Origin of the sequence: Rhizobium esperanzae (assembly GCF_014197615.1) — a bacterium.
GTDB lineage: Bacteria > Pseudomonadota > Alphaproteobacteria > Rhizobiales > Rhizobiaceae > Rhizobium > Rhizobium esperanzae_A.
The window spans coordinates 276,627-297,240 of sequence record NZ_JACIFY010000001.1; the positions used below are offsets into that span (position 1 = coordinate 276,627).

The following is a 20,614-nucleotide window of genomic DNA, read 5'->3' on the forward strand; positions in this document are numbered from 1 at the left end:
CGGGGTTGTCGGAGCGGCCGGATCAGGCCCTTATTTTGCGGGGTTCGGGCCGATGCGCCTGCCGTGCTTGACGCGTTCCTCTGCGCCGTGAACCATCGTATAGGCGTAGTCGATGCCCATGCCGTACGCGCCGGAATGCTCCTTCACCAGCGTGGTGACCGCATCGTAGGTTTCCTTCTGCGCCCAGTCGCGCTGCCATTCGAGCAGGACTTGCTGCCAGGTGACCGGGATCACGCCTGCCTGCACCATCCGGTCCATCGCGTACTTGTGCGCGTCGGCGGAAGTGCCGCCGGAAGCATCGGCGACCATGTAGATCTCGTAATCCGGAACATCGTGGAGAGCGGAAAGAGCAAACGTGGTGTTGCAGACTTCGGTCCAGAGACCGGAGACGACAATCTTCTTGCGGCCCTCGGCGGCGTTCTTCGCCAACGCGTCGCGAACGTTCTGGTCGTCCCAGGAATTCATCGAGGTGCGTTCGAGAAGGTCGTTCTCCGGGAAAACGGCGAGCAGTTCCGGATACGTATGGCCCGAGAAGGATTGCGTCTCGACCGTGGTGATCGTGGTCGGGATGTTGAAGATCTTGGCAGCCTTGGCGAGGCCGACGACGTTATTCTTCAGCGTCTGCCGATCGATCGACTGGACCCCGAACGCCATCTGCGGCTGCTGGTCGATGAAGATGAGCTGGCTGTTGCGGGGGGTCAGGACTTCGAGCTTGGACATGGTCACTTCCTCTTGGGTTGTTTGGACCGCCTGTTGCGGAGTTATAAATGGGCAGCAGCCATTTGATCAGACGTCCGTGCGACGCTCGTTCTGCAATCCTTGAAGTGTTCCTAGATCCGTCTGGGAGCCGCTCAGTCGTTGTCTTGGCTGCTGAAAACGAACTTATCGCGCAGCTGAAGCACGCGGAATTGCAATAAAAATTTCTATTGAATTGCGATGTACGCAACAATTGTTAGACTGTTAGCGCTGCTGAAATGGCAAGCGCCGCAGCCCTTTCGGAACGCGGCGCTTTTTATCGCGGCTTTGTCGGGGAGATTGCTCCTCATGCTGCCAGCGGCACAAGGTTGGCCTGGATCTCGTCGCGGTAATCCTCGTATCTGCTCGGGAGTTTGAGAGCCTCCCCAAGATGCGCTGTATCCTCGTCCCGGTTGAAGCCCGGCTCGTTCGTGGCGACCTCGAACAGCACCCCGCCGGGGGTGCGAAAGTAGATGGCCCAGAAATAATCGCGGTCTATGACGGGCGTGACCTGATAGCCTGTATCCATTAGGGCCTTACGCACCTCAAGCTGCTTCTCCCGGTTGTCGACGGCAAACGCGATGTGGTGCACCGAACCTGCGCCCGGACGCGCAAAAGGCGTCTTCGGCAACGCTGCGAGATCGATGGTATCCGCCCCATTGCCGTTGGGGATGACGAAGCGGGTCACGTCGCCTTCCTTCCCTGCGCGCTGATAGCCCATGAAGCTGAGCAGTTCTTCAGTCGCAGTGGTGTCATGAAGGCTGAATCTTGCGCCGGCGAAACCGCGAATGGCCGCATCGTCGGGGATTCCATCTGCAACCCACGGAGCCCGCGTGTCGTCGGAGGACTCGATCAGCGCAAGACCGTCGCCGTCCGGCCCCATGAAGCGAAGCCGGTTGGCGCCAAACACGGTGTCGAGTTCCAGTCCGTCCACGCCCTGCATGGTGAAGCGATCCTGCCAGAATTTCAGCGAGCCCTTCGGCACAGAGAACTGTGTTTCGCCGACTTCGCCGACGCCGGGCCGGCCGAGCATCATGTTCGGGAACGGGAAGTAAGTCATCACTGTCCCAGCCGACCCGGTCCCATCACCGTAGTAGAGGTGATAGACGCTCGGGTCATCGAAGTTGACTGTCTGCTTCACCCGGCGCAAACCAAGCGTGTTAGTGAAGAAGCAGTTGTTCTGCCGTGCGTCCGATGCCATCGAAGTCACGTGGTGCAGTCCCTTGATGTCCTTGATCATGTCGGTGCCTTTCAGTGGGCGTTTAAATTGTTGATCTCAAAACTACGCCCGTTGATCGCCATCCGGAATTGCAATATTCCTCTGGACTGAATTGCAAATCCTGAAACAATGACATGAACGACTACAAAGCCCTCAGAACCTTTCTCCTCGCCGCCGAGAAACGTAACTTCGCCCAGGTTGCCCGTGAGTTGGACATGACGCCCGCGGCTGTCACACGCGCGATCGCAGCGCTCGAGGCGGAACTTGGCGTGCAGCTTTTCGTGCGAACGACGAGGCAAGTCTCGCTGACGACTGACGGCGCAATCTTCGCCGCCCAGATCCAGCCAGCGGTGAAGACGCTGGAAGAGGCGCGGCGCGATGTGATGAATGCACACAAGGCTGACGAAGGGCGGCTGCGGATCAGCGCGCCCACATGGTTCGGCAAGACAGTGCTGCCGCCGATCCTGTCAGGTTTCAAGGAACGCTATCCGAAGATGAGCTTCGAGATCTCGTTGTCCGACGGTTTGGTGAATATCGTCGATGACGACTATGACCTGGCGATCCGCATCTCATCACAGCCTTCGGACAAGTACACGATCTGGAGAAAGATCAGAGTGGTGCCGCGCATCCTGGTCGCGGCACCAGGGAGCCGTTTTGCCGATATGCAACATCCCAACGAACTAAAGCCGGACGATTGCCTCGCCTATAGTGGCGAGAGCCGGCGCGAGAACTGGGTTCTTTCCGACGGCGGCTCGAGTATCGCCATTTCGGCAGGCCGAGCCTTCAGCGCCAACAGTGGCGAGGTACTGGCGGACATGGCCGCCGACGGTGCAGGCGTTGCGCTGCTGCCTGGTTTCAATATTGCCGATCACATCCGCAGTGGCAGGCTGGTCCAGGTCTTCAAGGGATGGGCGCCACCTGACCTGTGGCTGACACTGTTCTACCCGCCATACCAAGTGCTTCCACCACGAATCGCTTCATTCTCGAAATTCTTCGAAGAGCAGGTCGCCGCCCAGATGGTCATGCTGGATTGAGGCCAATCCAGGCGGACACATCAGCTCCTTTGCTGTGCTTTAATCCGCTCGGCAACGAGCTCCTGCAGATGCCAGAGGTTCCGGTCGCGGATTCCTTCTGCCTCGAGATCAACGATTGTGTTGTGCAGATATTGCGCACACGATCCACCCTGTCCGCAAGCACTGGCGATGAGGGTAGCGGTGGTTTCGGCCGGCAGTGGCTGCGTGAGGCCGGATCGCCTCGTGCTTGCCCAAAACGTCAGGGCGCGTCTTGGGCCTTTTGGTGTCTGCACCTGGATCCACCGGACCATGCCCGCGACTTCCCGGTACCTGATCTCGCGCGCCACGAGCGCACCGAGATTCTTGCGGCGGTGCTCGTTGGGCAGCCGGAGCATAACGCCATCGCAGCGTCCGCCGCGCTCGAGAGCCATCATCAGGCCGGGTTGCTCGCTGGTCGCCCGCCAGCGTTCGATCTTCAATGAAAACGAGCGGTGCCAGCCATAGGCAGTCGCACGTTCCCGGGCGGTCGCTTCGAACTCTGGATTCCAGATCAAAGAACCGTAGGCGAAGACCCAGATCGGATCGCCACCTGCCTCCTGATCGAGCCTATCGACGAGATCGTCGAGTTCCACTTGAGAAAGCGGTGTCCAGCTCGGTTCCGGGCCGTCGTCATGGACGTCTCGCAACGTCAGGGCAACAAGGTCGGGGGTGAGCAGCATCATTGTCGTTTTCCAGAGTCAGGCAGGTGTAGAACAGATCGGAGCCGCGACCGTTTCCGTGTCACGGCTCCGAGATTTGAGTCAGGACTGGACGAACGCCAGAAGATCGGCGTTCAGCACGTCGGAGTTGACCGTCAGCATGCCGTGCGAGAGGCCCGGATACGTCTTGAGCGAGCTATTCTTCAGAAGCTTGGAAGACTTCAGCGCCGAGTCCGCGATCGGCACGATCTGGTCGTCTTCGCCATGCAGGACGAGTGTTGGGACGGTGATCGCCTTCAGATCTTCGGTCTGGTCGGTTTCGGAGAAGGCCTTGATGCCATCATGGTGCGCCTTCGCGCCGCCCATCATTCCCTGCCGCCACCAGTTCTGGATAATACCTTCCTGAACCTTCGCGCCATCCCGATTGAAACCGTAGAACGGCCCAGCGGGAACATCACGAAAGAACTGGCTGCGGTTGGCGGCGAGTGCGGAACGGAAGCCGTCGAAGACTTCCATCGGCAGGCCCTCGGGATTGGCATCCGTCTTCAGCATCAGCGGAGGGACGGCGGAGACAAGAACCGCCTTGGCGACGCGGCCTGAAGGCTGGCCATGGTTGGCAACGTAGCGGGCGACTTCACCGCCGCCAGTGGAGTGGCCGATATGCACGGCGTTCTTCAGGTCGAGCGCTTCGACAACAGCGAAAGCGTCCGCTGCATAGTGGTCCATATCGTGGCCTTCCGAGACCTGGGCCGAGCGGCCGTGACCACGTCGGTCATGGGCGACAACTCGGTAACCCTTTGAGAGGAAGAACAGCATCTGTGCGTCCCAGTCATCCGACGACAGCGGCCAGCCGTGATGGAAGACGATGGGTTGGGCATCCTTCGGACCCCAGTCCTTGTAGAAGATTTCGACGCCGTCCTTGGTGGTTACATATGCCATTGTCTTGGATCCTTCGATCAGGTTGGTGGCGGCAGCCACATTGGCTGCGGCGGCGAGAGTGGGTGATATTGTTATGACCGCTGCGACAGCACCTGCGGAAAGCAGCACACTCCTGCGGGTCATGGAGGAAAGGGCTTCGGTCATCCGGCTTCCTGCGAACTTCGTTTTTGAAGAGTTCAGGCGACGCTGAGTTCGTCTGACAGGTTGATAATGCCGTCAGATCCCCTGCCCCACAATTGCAGCAATAGTTTCTACTTTATTGTTTACTGCGCAATAATAACGGCGCACCCGAGTTCTGCAGCCGACCGGATCTTGGGCTCGCGAGGACGGTGCGAGCTACGTGCGCTCGCTGGGAGCGAATTGGAGGTCAAGGGACGCCGGCTCAGCCAACAAGCGTGAAGCACCATCGTCGTCGCGCAACGGTCCCGATCTGGACCCCGTGCTCAATGAGACCAAACAGCAGATCCTGCCACTGGACGGCGGCTACTTCAGAAGCCAAGAGACCCTGTCCAAGGCGTCCGGCATTCTGTCGGATCTCTGGAACGACGAAGCCTGCCGTTCAGCGGAACGCGCGAAGGTGCGTGAAACCGAGGCGCTGATCGCAACAGTAGCCAAACGGCCGCCCAGAAGACGCAATTCTACGCCTTCAAGGTTCTCAGGCGTCCGCAGCAGTAAGACGTTGTCTCTGACGGCCGAATAGCGACGCTTTGTATACGCTTTCACGGTGCGCACCTTGAAACCGCGGGGGTGATGGCCCATAACCAGAGTACAAGAAAAAGAAGAGGCGCGCGTGGGTGTATTCGACCGTCAGAAAAGCAATCATGAACCGCGATGGCTCGGATCGTCGGCGCCGACACGCACGCCGCTGATACCCTCCATCTCGGCGGCGCGCTGGCTGCTGGTTCTGATCGTCGCAGCCGGCGTCTACTTCTTCTACGGCTTCCTCGTACCGGTGCTTGCGGCCCTCGTCATCGGCTTTGCCAGTTGGCCTCTCTACCGCAAGCTTCTTGCCCGTGTCGGCGGCAATACGACGATTGCCGCGACCATCGCCATCATCATGATCATCACCTTCCTGGTCATCCCGATCGGGCTGGCGGTCACCTATACGACGGGCGAAGTGCGCAACTGGGTTGCCTGGACAATCCACGCCAACCGCGCCGGCGCCCCGACACCCGACTGGATCGTCGCGCTGCCCTGGGCGGGCGCCTATCTCGATGAAGTCTGGACAAAATATATTGGCAGCCCCGGCGCTCTCGGCGAGGTCATCCAGGCGGTCAGTGGCGCCAATATCGGCAACATCTACCGCGCCGTGCTTGCCGCCGGCGGTGGTGCCTTCCATCTCCTGCTGACGCTGCTCTTCATGCTGATCGCGCTGTTCTTCGTCTATCGCGATGGTTTTTCCTTCTCCAAGCAGATCGACATGCTGGGCGAGCGCATTCTGCCGAACCGCTGGGAGCGTATTTCCCGCGTCGTGCCGGCGACGATCAGTTCCACCGTCATGGGCATGACGCTGATTGCCATCGGCGAAGGCATCGTGCTCGGCCTCGCTTACTGGATTGCCGGTGTGCCCTCGCCAGTGACGCTCGGCGTGCTCACAGGCGTGATGGCGCTGATCCCGGGTGGCGCACCGCTCTCCTTCACGCTGGTCTCGGTCTATCTGCTGGCGAGCGGTTCGCACGTCGCCGGCATTGGGCTCTTCGTCTGGGGTACGGTCGAACTCTTCATCGTCGACAAGACGTTGCGGCCGAAGCTCGTCGGCGGTCCGATCAAGCTGCCCTTCCTGCCGACCTTTTTCGGTCTCGTCGGCGGCGTCAAGACGATGGGTTTCCTCGGCCTCTTCATCGGCCCGGTGTTGATGGCGCTGATCGTCGCTATCTGGCGCGAATGGATTCATGAGGCCCGCAATGCCGACAAGAGCGAGACGGGACCGCAGATCCTTATCGACGAACAGGCCCCGCCGCCGTCGCCCGGAGCGCCGAAAACGCTTCCCCGTGTCGCGGAAGGCTGAACCACCGGCCTTCGCAAACCGTCATCCCAGCCGCTTTTCCATGAACAGGCTGAGCGGATCCGGCAGATAAGCACCGAAGGCTTCGATGTCCTGGTAGCCGTATTTGCGGTAGAGAGCGATCGCCTCGGGCTGGTAGATGCCGGTTTCGAGCCGGATCGCCGTCAGCCGCTTTTCCCCGGCGATCGCTTCAAGCGCATTCATCAGGCCGCTGGCAACCTTGAGCCCCCTTGCCTCGGGATCGACGAACATCCGCTTGATCTCCGCCGTGCCGTCGCCGGCCTCGACCAGCGCGCAGCAGCCGACGATCGCATCGCCGTTGCGCGCGACCAGGAAGCTTACCGAAGGTTTCTCCAGCAAGGAGAGGTCGACCAGATGGTTGCTCTCGGCCGGATAGAGCGACCCTGCATAGGCATCGGAAAGATCGAGAAGGCGGATGACGCCCTCCTGACGCGGCGGCTCCAGGGCGATGGTGACGGACATGCTGGCTCCCGATGCTTGCGGGGCGCAATTTTTGCCTGACATGACCAAGAGTTAATGCTCTTGCCTTCATTCGGTTGGAATTGCGCCGTCTAAGGCGATATCAGGTTCAATAGCCAAGGAAGTAGAATATGCAAGCGGTGCTGATCGCGATGACCATTCTCGGTTGCGACGATTCCGTCAGCCAGTGCAATTATGTCGCGACGGTCGACAAGCATTGGGAAACGGTTGCCGCCTGCGATGCCGAGGCCGAACGCCGTCTGAAGGCCTATGCCAACGTCAACTACCCCTCGGTGATCGCCGTGTGCGAAGCGCCGAAAGCTCTCGCCGCCGCCGAACCGCCGAAGCCTACGCCCCTGCCCGGGGCTGCGCCCGAAATTGCCACCGCCGCACCTGAGGCTCCCGAAGAGCCGGTTGGAACGCTTGCCGGTTTTGCTGAAAATATCGCTGCCCAGGTCCGCGCGCATATTCCGTCGGGCAAAAGCGTCAAGGATACGCTCTCCAAACCGGTACACTTCGCCTCCGCCAGCTATTCATGGGTGGTGACGCGGCTGGCCGATTAAGCGGCCGCAAGCGCCGCATAGACGCGGGCCGATTGCCGTTGTTCGGCGACACCCAGCTTTTCTACCATATCGAGCAGTTCGCCGACGGCGCCATGCGCCTCGTAATGGCGGAATTTTTCGAGAAGACGGCCGCAGATCGTGCCGGTCAAGCTGCCCGGGGCTTTTCGGGCGGCGTCGCGCCACAGCATCGTCGCCTCGACGAAGATGATGCTGATGTCTCTCGGCAGGCCGGCGGATTCGTAGAGGGCGCGCACAGCATGCATGCGGCCCGTTGCCAGGATCGAACGCACCCGGCGCTCGCCGCAGCCTGTGAGATCGACGATCGCCCCGGCGAAGAAATCCACTTTGCCGGCGCAGAGCGCATGCATCAGGAAGGACGGCGTCAGCCGGCCGTTGAGGCGCAGATGCTGGACGAGGTCGGGTATCTCGCGCGGCGCGATGTCGCCGGCGATCGAAACGATCGCAGCCTCGGTCGCCTCGCGACTGATGCGCTGGAGCCGCTGCAGGCCGATCGCCGCCTGTGCGAGCGGCAGCCCGACCAGCGCATTGCTGACATGCTGGGTGAGCAACTGCCGGGCATCGGCGGGAAGATCGCTGCGGTCGAGAAGCAGGTTGCGGATGTCGCAGCAATCACCGAGCCGCTCGGCGATGCGTTTCAGGGATTGGCTGGGGATCACGGCGCCGTCGTTCTCGAGCAGGCAGAGCAGTTCGTCCTCGTCGCCGACCTCGGCAAGTGCGGCCGAAACCGGGCGCGTCACATGCGCCCTCGCCGCAATCAGCATGCGGGTGGCGCCGTTGCCGCGCGCGGCAAGATCGACGAGATCGGCATCGCTTAAAAGCGGCGAACAGGTGACGGCGTGGCAGGCGACTTCAGGCTGATCCTCGGCAAGCGAAAGAACCAGGCTGCGCGGCGCATCCGGCGACCAGGCGATCGCCTCGGCCAGCGCCAGCCGCACACGCGGCGACGGATCGTCGAGCAGAAAGGTCATCGCCATCTCGGCCGCCGCCCGCTCCTCCCCTGTCATCTCGGACTGCAGATAGGCCCGCCCAAGCGCGTTTGCGGCCCGGGCCCGGTCGCCGGTCTTGGCGGTTTCGATCCAACGAAGGAAAGCTTCTACGATCACGCGACGCCCCAGCACTTGAACGCGATTCTCTCGCGCTTCATTCAATGCTGCGACCGTAACGGCAAAAGGTTTAAGATTGGTTCACCATGTTTCTTAAGCCTTTGTACGCCTTGCCCATTCGGCTCAACCTTGCTGCGACCTCGGCCGAAACATTTCGAAAACCTCGCTGGTTTCGCTGTAATCCATGTAGCCGAGACGCGCGACGGGCCGGGCAAGCGACATGTCGATGCGTCCATCCCTGACAATCGCCTCGTCGATGTGAATGCCGACCACTTCACCGAAGACGAAGACGTTTTCGGACGGTTCGCCCGAAAGCGTCTTCGGTTCGATGATCTCGGTCACTTTGCATTCGAGCACCGCGAAGGCTTCGCCGACATAGGGCGCGTCCACGAGTTCGGCCTGTTTCGCCGTCAGGCCGGCGAAGTCGAATTCGCTGTCGCCATAGGGCAGCGCCGCCGAGGAAAGGTTCATCTTGTCTGCGAGATTGCGGCTGACGAAACTGCAGGTGAAAGCGCCGGTTTCGGCCGCATTGCGCTGGCTGTCCTTACGGCCGCTGGAGGAAAACATCACCAGCTTCGGCCGGTCGGAAACGGCGTTGAAGAAAGAATAGGGCGCCAGGTTGATCGAGCCGTCCCCACCCTTGCTGCCGATCCAGCCGATCGGGCGCGGCGACACGATCGCCTTGAACGGGTCATGCGCCAGACCATGCCGGTTACTGTCGGTCGTATAGAACATCAGTCCTCTCCGCCGACCCAGGTCACGGTATCGGCAAGCTCCGGCCGCGGCCGTTCGATCGCCGGAAATGTCGTCGAGCCGATATGGATGAAGCCCGCCACCTTTTCATCCGTCCCAACGCCGAGCAGCGGATAGGCGCGCTCGTCATAGGCGAACCACTCCGTCAGCCAGTTGGCGACATAACCGCTGGCATTGGCGGCCAGGATGACGTTGAGGCAAAGCGCGCCGGCCGACATCATCTGCTCCCATTCCGGGATCTTGATATGCGGCCCCGCCTTGCTGACGACGGCGACGACGACAGGCGCGCGGGTGAAACGGGCGCGCTCGACCTGGATCATCTCCTCGGAAAGCTCGGGCTTTGTCTCGAGCGCCAGCTTCAGAAGCTCCTCGCCAATGTGAGTGCGCTGCTGTCCGCGATAGACGATGAAGCGCCAGGGCGCGATCTTGCCGTGATCGGGAACACGCGAGGCAAGCCTCAGGATTTCCTCGATCTCGGCCCTCTCCGGGCCTGGTTCGCACATCTGGAAAGCGGGGATGGAACGGCGCACGGCGAGATAGTCGATCAGCTTGATATCGGATTTCATGCGGGAGAAACTCTCATTTTTCTGCTGCTGCAAAGGGCGGGTCTTGAATTTGCCATCGCGTTGGTCTTGAAGTGGCCTTTGCGATTTCAGAAGTCAATCGGTTCACGAAACAGATGTTTGGCATTTCGCCTCTTGTACGCACCGGCCTCGCCATCGTTCTGATGGTCTTGATGCCCCTCGGCGCCGGCGCGCAGGATGCCTTCAAGGATTTCAAACAGCTCGATTCCAGCTCGAAGATGCCGAAGCTGAACGCCTTCATCGCACCCGGCACTGCGCCCGAAGGGGCCAAGCTGCGCGACATCGCAATGGAAGCCAAGCTGACGGCCGACAGCGCACCGGTCGAGGATGGCCTTTCCTGGTATGTCTTCAGCCCGATCGCCGGCACCGACGGCAAGCTGCCGTTGATCGCCAGCGCCAAAGGCGGACCCGCCGCCTTCCAGCTCGCTCCCGGCGATTATTTCGTCAATGTCTCTTTCGGCCGCGCCGGCGTCACCAAGAAACTGACCGTGCCCGCTGACGGCGAGGTCGGCAAGCAGGTGATGGTGCTCGATGCCGGCGGCCTGCTGCTCAACGCCGTCTCCGGCACCGATGCCCGCATCCGCCCCGACCAGCTGAGCTTCTCGATCTATTCCTCCGAGGTGCGCGAGGATGGCGAGCGCGGCCTCGTCATGGCCGATGTCTCGCCGAACACCGTTGTCCGGCTCAATGCCGGCACCTACCACATCGTTTCCGAATATGGCAGCGTCAACGCCGTCATCCGCGCCGACATCCAGGTCGAAGCCGGCAAGCTCACGGAAGCGACGATCCAGCATCGCGCCGCACAGGTCACCTTCAAGCTGGTCTCCGATGCCGGCGGCGAGGCGATCGCCGATACGGCATGGTCGATCCTGACGGCGGCCGGCGACAGCGTCGGCGAAAGCGTCAGCGCCTTCCCAACCATGGTCCTGGCTGAAGGCGGCTATTCCGCCGTCGCTCGCAACAAAGACAAGATCTATCAGCGCGACTTCACCGTCGTCGCCGGCAGGAATACCGATGTCGAGGTTCTGATGAAGGACCAGCAGCCGCAGCCGCCGGTGAACGACGCGGCCCGCACCGTGCAGCAGGTGCCTGTGGGAACACCGCCGCCGCCCGGCGTCCAGCCGGCGCCGGTGGCACCGCTCCCCTCCTACGAACAGCTCGCGCCACAGGGCGGCGGCGATACCAGCCTCGATTGACTTAGAGCATGTCGCGCAAAAGTGTGCAGCGGTTTTGCGGCAACGACATGCGGAAAACAAAGACCTAAAGCGCGAAGAGCGAATCTGAAAGATCGCGACGCGCTTTAGGCTAAGCGGTTTCGGTTTATTTGGAGAAGTGCGCTTCGCCGCCGCTGGGGATGACCAATTCCGTCGTCCCAACGACATGACGGTTGTCGATTGGATTTCCGACAGCGCCGAGCCGGCGCTGTCGGAGCCCGGCGGTTTTCAGGCCGCCTTGGCTTTCTTTGCTTCAGCCTTGCGGCGGACGTCTGGCGGTGTCGCCTCGAGGGTCAGGCTTTCGACCGCGGCGTCGAGCCCCATCGAAACCTGCTCCTGGCTGCCGAGACGGCGGATGTTGACCGTGCGCTCCTCGGCCTCCTTCCTGCCGCAGACGATGATGACCGGAACCTTGGTGACCGAGTGTTCGCGGACCTTGTAGTTGATCTTCTCGTTGCGGAAATCAGTCTCGACATTGAGACCGGCGTCGCGCAGCGCCTCGGCCACCTCAAGCCCGTAGGCGTCGGCTTCCGAGGTGATCGTCGCGACCACCACCTGCAGCGGCGAGACCCAGAGCGGCATGTGGCCGGCGAAGTTCTCGATCAGAATGCCGAGGAAGCGCTCCATCGAGCCGCAGATGGCGCGGTGGATCATCACCGGCTGCGTCTTTTCGGAGTTGCTGTCGATATAGAAGGCGCCGAAGCGTTCCGGCAGGTTGAAATCGACCTGCGTCGTGCCGCACTGCCACTCGCGGCCGATCGCGTCCTTCAGCGTATACTCGAACTTCGGCCCGTAGAAGGCGCCCTCGCCCGGCAGAATACCGGTCTTGATGCGGCCCTCGGACTGCGCCTCGATCGTCTTCAGCACCTCGGTCATGACGGCTTCCGCCCGGTCCCAGAGCGCGTCGGAGCCGACACGCTTTTCCGGACGCGTCGAAAGCTTGACGACGATTTCCTTGAAGCCGAAATCTTCGTAGACCGACAGGATGAGATCGTTGATCTTCAGGCATTCGGCCGCCATCTGCTCGTCGGTGCAGAAGATGTGCGCGTCGTCCTGCGTGAAGCCGCGCACGCGCATCAGGCCATGCAGCGCGCCTGAAGGCTCGTAGCGATGCACCAGGCCGAATTCCGCCAGCCGGATCGGCAACTCGCGATAGGACTTCAGGCCATGCTTGAAGATCTGTACGTGGCCGGGGCAGTTCATCGGCTTCAGCGCGAAGACGCGATTATCAGCTTCCTTGTCTTCCGGATGCGTCATCGCATGCGCCGATTTCACGGCGAACATGTTTTCCTGATACCAGCCCCAGTGCCCCGAGGTTTCCCAGAGCGAGGTATCGAGCACCTGCGGCGCGTTGACTTCTTCATAATCGACGGCGAGCCGGCGGCGCATATAGGCGACGAGCGTTTGGAAGATGCGCCAGCCCTTGCCATGCCAGAAGACCACACCCGGGCCCTCCTCCTGGAAATGGAACAGGTCCATTTCGCGGCCGAGCTTGCGGTGGTCGCGCTTTTCCGCTTCCGCCAGCATATGCAGATAATTGTCGAGATCAGCCTGGTCGGCCCATGCCGTACCGTAGATGCGCGACAGCATGGCGTTGTTGCTGTCGCCGCGCCAATAGGCGCCGGCCACCTTCATCAGCTTGAAGGCGGTGCCGACCTGGCCGGTCGAGGCCATGTGCGGGCCGCGGCAAAGGTCGAACCATTCGCCCTGATTGTAGATCTTCAGATCCTGCCCTTCGGGAATGGCATCGACGAGCTCTACCTTGTACTGTTCGCCCTTGGCGGCAAACACTTCCTTGGCCTTTTCGCGCGACCAGATCTGCTTGGTGAAGGGCGCATTGCGGGCAATGATCTCCTTCATCTTCTTTTCGATCTTCGGCAGATCGTCGGGCGTGAACGGCTCGTTCTTGGCAAAATCGTAATAGAAGCCGTTCTCGATCACGGGACCGATCGTCACCTGCGTGCCGGGCCAAAGCTCCTGCACGGCTTCGGCCATCACGTGTGCGGCGTCATGGCGGATGAGTTCCAGCGCACGGCCGTCCTTACGGGTAATGATCTCGATCTTGCCATCGGTGACGGCATCGGAAAGGTCTTGCACGGTGCCATCGATCGCAATGGCGACAGCGCTCTTGGCGAGCGACTTGGAAATGGATTCGGCGACATCCCTGCCGGTCGCGCCAGCGGGAAAGCTGCGCACGGAACCATCGGGAAATGTCAGGGAAATGGCGTCAGACATCGAAATTTCTCCTTGTCCAGTCCCGCCAACGAATGCGGGTGGTTGAAATGGAAGCGCCTCCGTCTCTGGATGCGCTGCCGCCTGATACTCAGATTTCCATCGGGAGTAAAGAAGAAGCCGCCCTACATGATCATTTCGGCAAGGCCGCAGACCGTGTTCCAGTTGCGCATCGTTCCGACGCCGAGCCGCTTGGTCGTCAGCGCCGAAAGCAGCTTGGACTGGCTCGGCTTGCCGGCAAAATCGATCCAGAGGTCGCCGCCGACGACGGCGATGCGCTGCCCTTCCGCCATCAGCGGCTTCAGCGCCTCCACCTTCTTGGGATCGACCGGCAGGCGCATCACCCGGACGATGACCTGATCGCCGCTGCCATCCCTGAAGGGATTGGTGCCGCAAAGCGCCATCCAGGTGCAGTCGCTGCGCACGACGATATCGACATGTTTGCCGAATTTTTCCTCGAAGCCCTCTTCCAGCATGACTTCAAGCTCATGCGGCCGCATCTCGTCGGCCTCGAAGACGAGATTGCCTGTTGAAACCAGCGTGCGCGGATTGCGATAACCGAGTTCTTCGGCCAGCGCGCGCAAATCCTCCATAATGACGCGGCGGTCGCGCGTCAGGACAATGCTGTGCAGAAGGGCGACGAACATGCTCATGGCGTTGCCCCTCTCTTGCGTCCGAGGGCGAGATAACGCCACGGGGTCCACCAGTGGAAGTCTTCGCCGAGTATCTCCGGCACCTGGTCGAGACCGCTGGTGCCGCCCGGGCCGCAGCGGCCGACGCGAAACAGCGTCATCCAGCCGCCGGCCCACAGGCCGTGGCGGGCGATCGACTCGTAGCCATATTCGGAGCAGGTCGGTATATGGCGGCAGGAATTGCCGACAAAGCCGGAAAGCGTCAGTTGATAGAGGCGAATGAACCCCATGCCGAGCAGGCGGTCGGGGGACTTGCGGAATGGACCGGTATAATTGCGGGAGGTGCGTGCGGGTTTTTTACGCGGCTTTTCCGGTCCGGCGGCACCGCCGTCGTCCTCATCGCCTGCCTGCAGAGCGCAGAACTCGCACATCTCAGTTACGCCTCGACAATTTCCGCCCTTTTCGCCTCGATCTGCCCGATCGCATCGACGACGGCATCGAAGGTCAGCATCGTCGAGGCATGGCGGGCCTTGTAGTCCCGCACCGGCAGCAGATAACGCATGTCTTCGAACCGTCCTTCCGGCCCTGCCCCGTCCGCTTTCAGCATGGCAAGCATGTCCTCGCGTGCCTGGCGCAATTCGCCCGATGTTGCGCCGACGACATGGCGCGCCATGATCGAGGACGAGGCCTGGCCGAGCGCGCAGGCCTTCACCTCATGGGCAAAACCGGTCACGATATCGCCGTCCATCTTCAGCCAGATCCTAACCTTCGAGCCGCAAAGTTTCGAATAGGCCTGGGCGCTCGCATCGGCCTCATCAAGCGTGCCGGTCAACGGAATATTGCCGGCGAATTCGAGGATCTTGCTGTTATAGATGTCGTCCATGTTGGATTTCCGCTCCAAAATCGCTGCGGATCGGCCTCAATAAGGGCTGTTATTGTTATTGAAACAAAAAACACACCGTGTCATCTGAGGATACTTACATACGATGGCCGTATTCCTATATGTATGTCGTTCGAAGGCCATGAAAATGCAATGGCCTCGTGTAAGTTTGATTGGGAAACCGTGCCGGACGGGTGTTGAATATGCCCTGAAAGCCCCGGAGCCTGCCAAAGGTGCATGAATTCCCGCATGGGATTGACCAGTGGCGATTCCGACAGATCGGTCCGCGGTGCGGACCAGGAGACCATTGTTCATGGACGCCATCGTAAAAAACTTTCCGCAGACGAACCGCGACTCTGACCGCCCCTCCCAGCAGGAGGCCGAGGAAGCCGTTCGCGTCCTGCTGCGCTGGGCCGGTGACAACCCGGCGCGCGAAGGCCTCATCGAAACGCCGGCCCGTGTCGTCAAATCGTACCGCGAGCTTTTTTCCGGCTACGACATGGCGCCCGAAGACGTGCTTGGCCGCACCTTCGAAGAGGTCGCCGGCTACGATGACATGGTCCTCGTCAAGGATATTCCGTTCTTCTCGCATTGCGAACACCACATGGTGCCGATCATCGGCAAGGCCCACGTCGCCTACATGCCGGACGGGCGTGTGCTCGGCCTGTCGAAGATTGCCCGTGTCGTCGAGATCTACGGCCGCCGCCTGCAGACGCAGGAAACGATGACCGCGCAGATCGCCCGGGCCATCGACGATACACTGAATCCGCGCGGTGTCGCAGTGATGATCGAGGCCGAACACATGTGCATGGCGATGCGCGGCGTTCAGAAGCAGGGCTCGACCACGCTGACGACGACGTTTACGGGTACGTTCAAGACCGAGCCGGCCGATCAGGCCCGTTTCATGACCATGGTGCGGAGCCGCTGATACCGGCTCCCTCAGGAGGGCCGCGATGAACCAACTGATCTTCAATCAACCATCCGAGGACAAGTCGGCGTTGGAAGACGCCGGTGATTTCACGCCGCGTTTCGATGACCGCGGCCTGATCACCGCCATTGTCACCGACGCCGGCGACGGCGAGCTTCTGATGGTGGCGCATATGAACGCCCAGGCCTTGGCGCTGACCATCCAGACCGGAACGGCCCATTATTTCAGCCGTTCGCGCGGCAAGATCTGGAAGAAGGGTGAGACCTCGGGCAATCTCCAGACGGTCAAGGAAATTCGCACCGATTGCGATCAGGACGCCATCTGGCTGAAGGTCGAGGTCGCCGGCCACGATGCCACCTGTCATACCGGCCGCCGCTCCTGCTTCTATCGGGCGATCACGCTTCGGGATGGAAAGCCGATGCTCGATATCGTTGACGACGAGCTTCATTTCGATCCGCAGGATGTCTACGGAAAATAAGGCCGAATTCTCCGGCATTTGCTCCTTATTGCGCCAGAAATCGCTTCTATATACCATTTGGAAACTGATCGGGCACACTATCGGAACAATGTGTTCTGCTGGGAGGAGAGCGCGCCATGCTGAGCTGGAGTCTGCATCGTCAAAGCTCTGAAGGCGAGGGTTCAGGTTCCGGCATGTCGACCACTCTGGAGATGGTCCCGCCTCCGACACCCGTCAGGAAAATCAAGATTGCCCTTGCGCTCGGCGGCGGGGCGGCCCGCGGCTGGGCCCATATCGGCGTGCTGCGCGCCCTCGACGAGGCAAAAATCGAAATCGGCATGATTGCCGGCACCTCGATCGGCGCGCTGGTCGGCGGCTGCTATCTCGCCGGCAAACTCGATGAACTCGAAAGTTTCGCCCGCTCGCTGACCATGCGCCGGATCGCCAGTCTCCTCGATCTCACCATCGGCGGCAGTGGCCTCTTCGGTGGCATGCGGCTGACCAAGCGCATGCAGGAGCATCTCGAAGGCCTGAACGTCGAGGATCTCGACCGGCCGTTCGTCGCGGTCGCCGCCGAGGTCAATACCGGCCACGAGGTCTGGATCGCCAACGGTTCGCTGATTACGGCGTTGCGGGCCTCCTATGCCCTGCCCGGCATTTTCGAACCGGTGCGCAGCAACCACCGCACGCTGGTCGACGGCGCACTGGTCAACCCGGTGCCCGTCTCCGTCTGCCGCGCCTACGAGCAGCCGCTGGTCGTCGCTGTCAATCTCAACTACGATCTTTATGGCCGCTCGGCCGTCGTCCGGCACAATGCCAGCCTCTCGCCGCAGGAAGTGCAGAAGCAGGAAGAGGCGCCCTATGCCCGTCTCGGCATGACCGGCGTCATGGTGCAGGCCTTCAACATCATTCAGGATAGGATCGCACGCGCCCGCCTTGCCGGCGACCCGCCCGATATTTCGCTGCAGCCGCGCCTCAGCTATATCGGCCTTTCCGAATTCCACCGCGCCGGCGAGGCGATCGAACGCGGCTACGAGGAAGCCAGAGCCAGGCTCCCTGAAATCCAGCGCATGCAGGAAGTTTACGCCAGCCATCCCTGATCAAAGTCCAAAAGGCTATGTGCCTTTGGACGATGACATCTGCAAACAAGGCCGGCGACAATCTCAGCCGGCGATATAGGCCTTGATCTCCTCGGTCTCGCGCTCGACCTCGGCGATGCGTGATTTCACCACGTCGCCGATCGAGATGATGCCGGCAAGCTTGCCGTTGCTTTCGACAGGCACGTGGCGGAAACGCCGGCTGGTCATCAGTTCCATCAGCTCGTTGACGGTCGTCTCTTCGTGGCAGCGGTAGACCTTTGCCGTCATGACCTGGGCCAGCGACTGGTCGAGGCCGTCCTTGCCATGTTTGGCGATGGCATGCACGAGATCGCGCTCGGTGAACATTCCGGAAATCCGGTTCTCCATGCCGACGACGACGATGGCGCCGATCTTCTTCTTGCTGAGGATGACGGCCGCCTCGGCGACCGTGGTGTGCGGCCCGGCGGTGACGACGTCCCTGCCCTTCAGGTCGAGGATTGCTTTGACTGAACTGGTCATTCGAACCTCCTATGTCCGTGAAACACTTGTCACAGGCATCCGCGGCGGTTTCTCCCCCCAGCGCGGATAGGTCAATCGTGCACTGCCCGGCTCAGGATTGCAACAGATCCTTCTCCGTTACGGCAGCTTCGATCACAGGCGGCCGCGGCGCCCGGTCGAACAGCGAAAACAGCAGAAAGCCGAAGACGAAGCCGCCGATATGCGCGTCCCAGGCAATGGGCTGATCGCTATCGCCGACGAGCGGAATGCCGATGGCGATCAGGGCGTTGCCGACCAGCCAGAGCAGCATGAAGATGACGACGGTCCGGCTCTTCAGCGCCTCGACGATCGAAAGCCTTGCATTGAGATGGGCCGGCAGCATCGGCCGGCGTTCGGCCGGAAAAGCGAATCGGCAGGCAGCCCCCATCAGCCCGGAGATGACACCGGACGCGCCGATTAGCAGCGTCACATCCCCCCAATTCAGGACCGCATGCAGGGCAGCGGACGCGACGGCGGAAAAAAGCCAGAAGAGCAGAAAACGCAGCGTCCCGATGCGGCGCACGACCGGCGCGCCGAAGGCCATCAGCCAGAAGGCGTTGAAGACGATATGCTGAACGCTGCCGTGCAGCAGTGAATAGGTGACGGGTGTCCAGAACAGCTCCGGCCCCTGCTGCGACAGGGGAATCACATAGCGGGCGGGAACGAAGCCGAAGGTAAAGAACAGCCAGCTCATCGCATCGTCGGAGAGCAAGAGCTCCTGCACCGCAAAGATGACGACGAGCAGGCAAAGGCTGAAGAACAGTGCCGGCGGAAGGTTGAAGACCGGTACGCGCGGCGGCTTTGCCGGCGGCTGGACCTCAGGAGGTTCGGGCGCCTTATGCGGCTCGGCCGTCTGCTCGTTCATTTCGATATCGCCTCGTTGAGGCCACAGCCATACAGGAGCACCTGTCAAAAAAAAAGCCGTCCGAAGTGCCGGACGGCGTGACCGGAGTTCCTGGAAAGACCTGGACCCCGCAGGTTGTGCTGAACTTCGAAAGTCGAAGCGATGAAAGGACAGTGTCACGACAGGCACCGCACCTCAACCGAAACCATTTCTTAACCTTAACGGCCGCGGTTTGGCATGAAATCCGCAAGGTAGAGCCTGTACGGGCAATGACTGCCCGAAAATGATCCGGAATGGGACAGGTTGGTGTAAGATGCGTGTACAAACGACCATCGAGATTTTTGACTATTGGAACCGTATCCGCGGCGCAGCCGATGCGCCGCTGAAATCGCAGGTCGAACCCTCCGCCGTCCCCCATCTGCTGCAAAGCCTGTTCATCCTCGAGACGCGAGAGGCAGGAGACATCGGCTTCCGGCTTGCCGGCACCCGCATCTGCGATCTGTTCGGGCGGGATCTGCGCGGCGAACGTTTCTCCTCCCTCTGGGCAAACGGCCAGGACGCGGATATCGAACGTACGGCGATGGGGGTGATGGACCATACCATGCCGGCTCTGTTCAATGCGACAGGCTACAGCACCGTCGGTCATCAGGCCTCGTTCGAGATCATCATGATGCCGCTGCGCTCGCCGCACGGCGCCTGCGACCGGCTGCTCGGCGCGATCGCACCGACGGCGTCAGCGAGCTGGCTGGAGATTGTACCGCTCGAATTCCTGGCGCTCGACCGCAGCCGCCTGCTGCCCGGAAAATTCGGCACGGGCACGCCGGCGGACCTGCGCCCCATCAACGAAATCGTCGGGGGCAAAAGCGTCGGTTTCGGCCAGGTCATGCGCCGCATGGTGTCTCAGCTGCTCAGCGCGGAGGCGCACTGACCGTTTCGTTTTAGGACATCGCACACACTCGTTTTCGGCTATGTCCAAATGAGGCAAAACAACCTTCTGTTAATGGATTGCGGGTAAAGATCGGTCTCTGCGATTTTGATGAAGAAGCCTTTTGATGCACTCGTTCCAGCCAGCTCAGACGCAACGACCTGCGCCGCGCCCTGAACAGGGCGTTTTCCAGCGCGTGCCGATCAATATGCAAGGCCGGCTGATGCTTGCGAATTACGAGGAATTCGAATGCATGGTGATCGACATGTCGCCTGGCGACATGTACGTCACGTGCTCCGGCCGACCACGTGCCAACGAACGTGTCGTCGCCTATATCGACCATCTCGGCCGCGTCGAAGGTTATGTCCAGACGCTCGATGGCCGCGGCTTCGCCATGTCGATCAATGCCACCGAGCGCAAGCGCGAGAAGCTCGCCGCCCAGCTCACCTGGCTTGCCAACAAGCACGAACTCGGGCTGCCGGAAGATCGTCGCCATGACCGTCTCACGCCGCGCGACACCAATACCGAACTGACGCTCGAGGACGGCACGCGTTACAGCTGCCGCATCATGGACCTTTCGCTGTCGGGCGCCGCCGTCGACGTCGAGATGCGCCCCTCGATCGGAACGGCAGTGCGCCTCGGCAACATGCGCGGCCGCGTCGTACGCCATTTCGTCGAAGGCGTGGCGATCGAATTCCTGTCGATCCAGTCCCGCGAGACGCTGCGCGAATTCCTCTGACAGGCTGCCGATCGCGCTGCGCTTGCCAGGTTCG

General features: G+C 61.2%; 24 protein-coding genes. 10 read left to right on the forward strand and 14 right to left on the reverse strand.

Translation table 11 applies throughout. The features are described 5' to 3' along the window. Positions 1–30: 30 nt before the first annotated feature. Positions 31–720, reverse strand: coding sequence for a hydrolase (locus tag GGD57_RS01395; RefSeq protein WP_184466129.1), 690 nt, complete (start codon positions 718–720; stop codon positions 31–33). A 322-nt stretch (positions 721–1,042) separates the two neighbouring features. Next, complete coding sequence (locus GGD57_RS01400) at positions 1,043–1,975, reverse strand: VOC family protein (RefSeq protein WP_184466130.1); 933 nt, start codon at positions 1,973–1,975, stop codon at positions 1,043–1,045. A 113-nt stretch (positions 1,976–2,088) separates the two neighbouring features. On the opposite strand from GGD57_RS01400, the gene GGD57_RS01405 reads away from it, so the two are divergent. Beyond that, a complete protein-coding gene (locus tag GGD57_RS01405) occupies positions 2,089–2,988 on the forward strand; it encodes a LysR family transcriptional regulator (RefSeq protein ID WP_184466132.1) in 900 nt (299 codons plus the stop codon). 20 nt (positions 2,989–3,008) lie between these two features. Here GGD57_RS01405 and GGD57_RS01410 read toward each other — a convergent pair whose 3' ends face one another. Then, a complete protein-coding gene (locus GGD57_RS01410; protein ID WP_184466505.1) occupies positions 3,009–3,686 on the reverse strand; it encodes a gamma-glutamylcyclotransferase in 678 nt (225 codons plus the stop codon). Positions 3,687–3,767: 81 nt separating this feature from the next. Further along, on the reverse strand, positions 3,768–4,604 hold the full coding sequence (locus tag GGD57_RS01415; protein WP_348645949.1) for an alpha/beta fold hydrolase: 837 nt from the start codon (positions 4,602–4,604) through the stop codon (positions 3,768–3,770). Between the two features lie 340 nt (positions 4,605–4,944). On the opposite strand from GGD57_RS01415, the gene GGD57_RS01420 reads away from it, so the two are divergent. Then, on the forward strand, positions 4,945–5,304 hold the full coding sequence (locus tag GGD57_RS01420; protein WP_184466136.1) for a hypothetical protein: 360 nt from the start codon (positions 4,945–4,947) through the stop codon (positions 5,302–5,304). A 90-nt stretch (positions 5,305–5,394) separates the two neighbouring features. Then, complete coding sequence (locus tag GGD57_RS01425) at positions 5,395–6,612, forward strand: AI-2E family transporter (RefSeq protein WP_184466138.1); 1,218 nt, start codon at positions 5,395–5,397, stop codon at positions 6,610–6,612. Between the two features lie 21 nt (positions 6,613–6,633). On the opposite strand, the gene GGD57_RS01430 is transcribed toward GGD57_RS01425, so the two are convergent. Beyond that, a complete protein-coding gene (locus GGD57_RS01430; RefSeq protein ID WP_184466140.1) occupies positions 6,634–7,092 on the reverse strand; it encodes a GNAT family N-acetyltransferase in 459 nt (152 codons plus the stop codon). Positions 7,093–7,220: 128 nt separating this feature from the next. Between GGD57_RS01430 and GGD57_RS01435 the strand changes: the two genes are divergently transcribed. Beyond that, entirely contained in the window at positions 7,221–7,652 is a 432-nt protein-coding gene (locus tag GGD57_RS01435) for a hypothetical protein (RefSeq protein ID WP_184466142.1), read from the forward strand. On the opposite strand, the gene GGD57_RS01440 is transcribed toward GGD57_RS01435, so the two are convergent. The 3 genes from GGD57_RS01440 to GGD57_RS01450 form a co-directional block, all read right to left on the reverse strand. Beyond that, complete coding sequence (locus GGD57_RS01440; protein WP_184466144.1) at positions 7,649–8,791, reverse strand: DUF2336 domain-containing protein; 1,143 nt, start codon at positions 8,789–8,791, stop codon at positions 7,649–7,651. The genes GGD57_RS01435 and GGD57_RS01440 overlap by 4 nt on opposite strands. 108 nt (positions 8,792–8,899) lie before the next feature. Beyond that, the gene (locus GGD57_RS01445; RefSeq protein ID WP_184466146.1) at positions 8,900–9,511 is read right to left on the reverse strand and encodes a flavin reductase family protein; all 612 of its coding nucleotides are present in this window, start codon (positions 9,509–9,511) and stop codon (positions 8,900–8,902) included. Continuing rightward, positions 9,511–10,095 carry a nitroreductase family protein gene (locus GGD57_RS01450; RefSeq protein WP_184466148.1) on the reverse strand — a complete coding sequence of 195 codons (585 nt, stop codon included), beginning with the start codon at positions 10,093–10,095 and terminating at the stop codon, positions 9,511–9,513. Before GGD57_RS01450 ends, GGD57_RS01445 begins: the two co-directional genes overlap by 1 nt. Before the next feature lie 113 nt (positions 10,096–10,208). Between GGD57_RS01450 and GGD57_RS01455 the strand changes: the two genes are divergently transcribed. Next, positions 10,209–11,309 carry a hypothetical protein gene (locus tag GGD57_RS01455; RefSeq protein WP_184466150.1) on the forward strand — a complete coding sequence of 367 codons (1,101 nt, stop codon included), beginning with the start codon at positions 10,209–10,211 and terminating at the stop codon, positions 11,307–11,309. A 246-nt stretch (positions 11,310–11,555) separates the two neighbouring features. Here the strand turns inward: GGD57_RS01455 and thrS are convergent, their stop codons facing one another. The 4 genes from thrS to GGD57_RS01475 all read right to left on the reverse strand — a co-directional run bounded on the left by thrS (position 11,556) and on the right by GGD57_RS01475 (position 15,074). Next, positions 11,556–13,562 carry a threonine--tRNA ligase gene (gene thrS / locus GGD57_RS01460; RefSeq protein WP_184466152.1) on the reverse strand — a complete coding sequence of 669 codons (2,007 nt, stop codon included), beginning with the start codon at positions 13,560–13,562 and terminating at the stop codon, positions 11,556–11,558. A gap of 122 nt (positions 13,563–13,684) precedes the next feature. Beyond that, positions 13,685–14,212 (reverse strand): DUF1697 domain-containing protein, encoded by a 528-nt coding sequence (locus tag GGD57_RS01465; RefSeq protein ID WP_184466154.1) that lies wholly within the window; start codon positions 14,210–14,212, stop codon positions 13,685–13,687. Beyond that, entirely contained in the window at positions 14,209–14,622 is a 414-nt protein-coding gene (gene yidD, locus GGD57_RS01470; RefSeq protein ID WP_184466156.1) for a membrane protein insertion efficiency factor YidD, read from the reverse strand. The genes GGD57_RS01465 and yidD overlap by 4 nt, the downstream gene beginning before the upstream one ends. A gap of 5 nt (positions 14,623–14,627) precedes the next feature. Continuing rightward, the gene (locus tag GGD57_RS01475) at positions 14,628–15,074 is read right to left on the reverse strand and encodes an iron-sulfur cluster assembly scaffold protein (protein WP_184466159.1); all 447 of its coding nucleotides are present in this window, start codon (positions 15,072–15,074) and stop codon (positions 14,628–14,630) included. A gap of 310 nt (positions 15,075–15,384) precedes the next feature. On the opposite strand from GGD57_RS01475, the gene folE reads away from it, so the two are divergent. The 3 genes from folE (at position 15,385) to GGD57_RS01490 (ending at position 17,556) form a co-directional block, all read left to right on the forward strand. Further along, on the forward strand, positions 15,385–15,999 hold the full coding sequence (gene folE, locus GGD57_RS01480; protein ID WP_184466161.1) for a GTP cyclohydrolase I FolE: 615 nt from the start codon (positions 15,385–15,387) through the stop codon (positions 15,997–15,999). Between the two features lie 25 nt (positions 16,000–16,024). Next, complete coding sequence (hisI, locus tag GGD57_RS01485; RefSeq protein ID WP_184466163.1) at positions 16,025–16,477, forward strand: phosphoribosyl-AMP cyclohydrolase; 453 nt, start codon at positions 16,025–16,027, stop codon at positions 16,475–16,477. Between the two features lie 116 nt (positions 16,478–16,593). After that, on the forward strand, positions 16,594–17,556 hold the full coding sequence (locus GGD57_RS01490; protein ID WP_184466165.1) for a patatin-like phospholipase family protein: 963 nt from the start codon (positions 16,594–16,596) through the stop codon (positions 17,554–17,556). A gap of 63 nt (positions 17,557–17,619) precedes the next feature. On the opposite strand, the gene GGD57_RS01495 is transcribed toward GGD57_RS01490, so the two are convergent. Then, on the reverse strand, positions 17,620–18,054 hold the full coding sequence (locus GGD57_RS01495) for a CBS domain-containing protein (RefSeq protein WP_184466167.1): 435 nt from the start codon (positions 18,052–18,054) through the stop codon (positions 17,620–17,622). A gap of 91 nt (positions 18,055–18,145) precedes the next feature. After that, entirely contained in the window at positions 18,146–18,937 is a 792-nt protein-coding gene (locus GGD57_RS01500) for a rhomboid family intramembrane serine protease (protein WP_184466169.1), read from the reverse strand. 262 nt (positions 18,938–19,199) lie between these two features. On the opposite strand from GGD57_RS01500, the gene GGD57_RS01505 reads away from it, so the two are divergent. Both GGD57_RS01505 and GGD57_RS01510 read left to right on the forward strand, forming a co-directional pair. Then, on the forward strand, positions 19,200–19,844 hold the full coding sequence (locus GGD57_RS01505) for a PAS domain-containing protein (protein ID WP_184466171.1): 645 nt from the start codon (positions 19,200–19,202) through the stop codon (positions 19,842–19,844). A gap of 124 nt (positions 19,845–19,968) precedes the next feature. Beyond that, positions 19,969–20,580, forward strand: coding sequence for a PilZ domain-containing protein (locus GGD57_RS01510; protein ID WP_085737326.1), 612 nt, complete (start codon positions 19,969–19,971; stop codon positions 20,578–20,580). Positions 20,581–20,614 lie beyond the last annotated feature (34 nt).

What these genes read in the sequence shown, in the direction of transcription:
- GGD57_RS01395 (WP_184466129.1), bottom strand. Translation starts at nt 720, where the DNA reads ATGTCCAAGCTCGAAGTCCTGACCCCCCGCAACAGCCAGCTCATCTTC.
- GGD57_RS01400 (WP_184466130.1), bottom strand. Translation starts at nt 1,975, where the DNA reads ATGATCAAGGACATCAAGGGACTGCACCACGTGACTTCGATGGCATCG.
- GGD57_RS01405 (WP_184466132.1), top strand. Translation starts at nt 2,089, where the DNA reads ATGAACGACTACAAAGCCCTCAGAACCTTTCTCCTCGCCGCCGAGAAA.
- GGD57_RS01410 (WP_184466505.1), bottom strand. Translation starts at nt 3,686, where the DNA reads ATGCTGCTCACCCCCGACCTTGTTGCCCTGACGTTGCGAGACGTCCAT.
- GGD57_RS01415 (WP_348645949.1), bottom strand. Translation starts at nt 4,604, where the DNA reads ATGGCATATGTAACCACCAAGGACGGCGTCGAAATCTTCTACAAGGAC.
- GGD57_RS01430 (WP_184466140.1), bottom strand. Translation starts at nt 7,092, where the DNA reads ATGTCCGTCACCATCGCCCTGGAGCCGCCGCGTCAGGAGGGCGTCATC.
- GGD57_RS01435 (WP_184466142.1), top strand. Translation starts at nt 7,221, where the DNA reads ATGCAAGCGGTGCTGATCGCGATGACCATTCTCGGTTGCGACGATTCC.
- GGD57_RS01445 (WP_184466146.1), bottom strand. Translation starts at nt 9,511, where the DNA reads ATGTTCTATACGACCGACAGTAACCGGCATGGTCTGGCGCATGACCCG.
- GGD57_RS01450 (WP_184466148.1), bottom strand. Translation starts at nt 10,095, where the DNA reads ATGAAATCCGATATCAAGCTGATCGACTATCTCGCCGTGCGCCGTTCC.
- GGD57_RS01455 (WP_184466150.1), top strand. Translation starts at nt 10,209, where the DNA reads ATGTTTGGCATTTCGCCTCTTGTACGCACCGGCCTCGCCATCGTTCTG.
- thrS (WP_184466152.1), bottom strand. Translation starts at nt 13,562, where the DNA reads ATGTCTGACGCCATTTCCCTGACATTTCCCGATGGTTCCGTGCGCAGC.
- GGD57_RS01465 (WP_184466154.1), bottom strand. Translation starts at nt 14,212, where the DNA reads ATGAGCATGTTCGTCGCCCTTCTGCACAGCATTGTCCTGACGCGCGAC.
- yidD (WP_184466156.1), bottom strand. Translation starts at nt 14,622, where the DNA reads ATGTGCGAGTTCTGCGCTCTGCAGGCAGGCGATGAGGACGACGGCGGT.
- GGD57_RS01475 (WP_184466159.1), bottom strand. Translation starts at nt 15,074, where the DNA reads ATGGACGACATCTATAACAGCAAGATCCTCGAATTCGCCGGCAATATT.
- folE (WP_184466161.1), top strand. Translation starts at nt 15,385, where the DNA reads ATGGACGCCATCGTAAAAAACTTTCCGCAGACGAACCGCGACTCTGAC.
- hisI (WP_184466163.1), top strand. Translation starts at nt 16,025, where the DNA reads ATGAACCAACTGATCTTCAATCAACCATCCGAGGACAAGTCGGCGTTG.
- GGD57_RS01490 (WP_184466165.1), top strand. Translation starts at nt 16,594, where the DNA reads ATGCTGAGCTGGAGTCTGCATCGTCAAAGCTCTGAAGGCGAGGGTTCA.
- GGD57_RS01495 (WP_184466167.1), bottom strand. Translation starts at nt 18,054, where the DNA reads ATGACCAGTTCAGTCAAAGCAATCCTCGACCTGAAGGGCAGGGACGTC.
- GGD57_RS01500 (WP_184466169.1), bottom strand. Translation starts at nt 18,937, where the DNA reads ATGAACGAGCAGACGGCCGAGCCGCATAAGGCGCCCGAACCTCCTGAG.
- GGD57_RS01505 (WP_184466171.1), top strand. Translation starts at nt 19,200, where the DNA reads ATGATCCGGAATGGGACAGGTTGGTGTAAGATGCGTGTACAAACGACC.
- GGD57_RS01510 (WP_085737326.1), top strand. Translation starts at nt 19,969, where the DNA reads ATGCACTCGTTCCAGCCAGCTCAGACGCAACGACCTGCGCCGCGCCCT.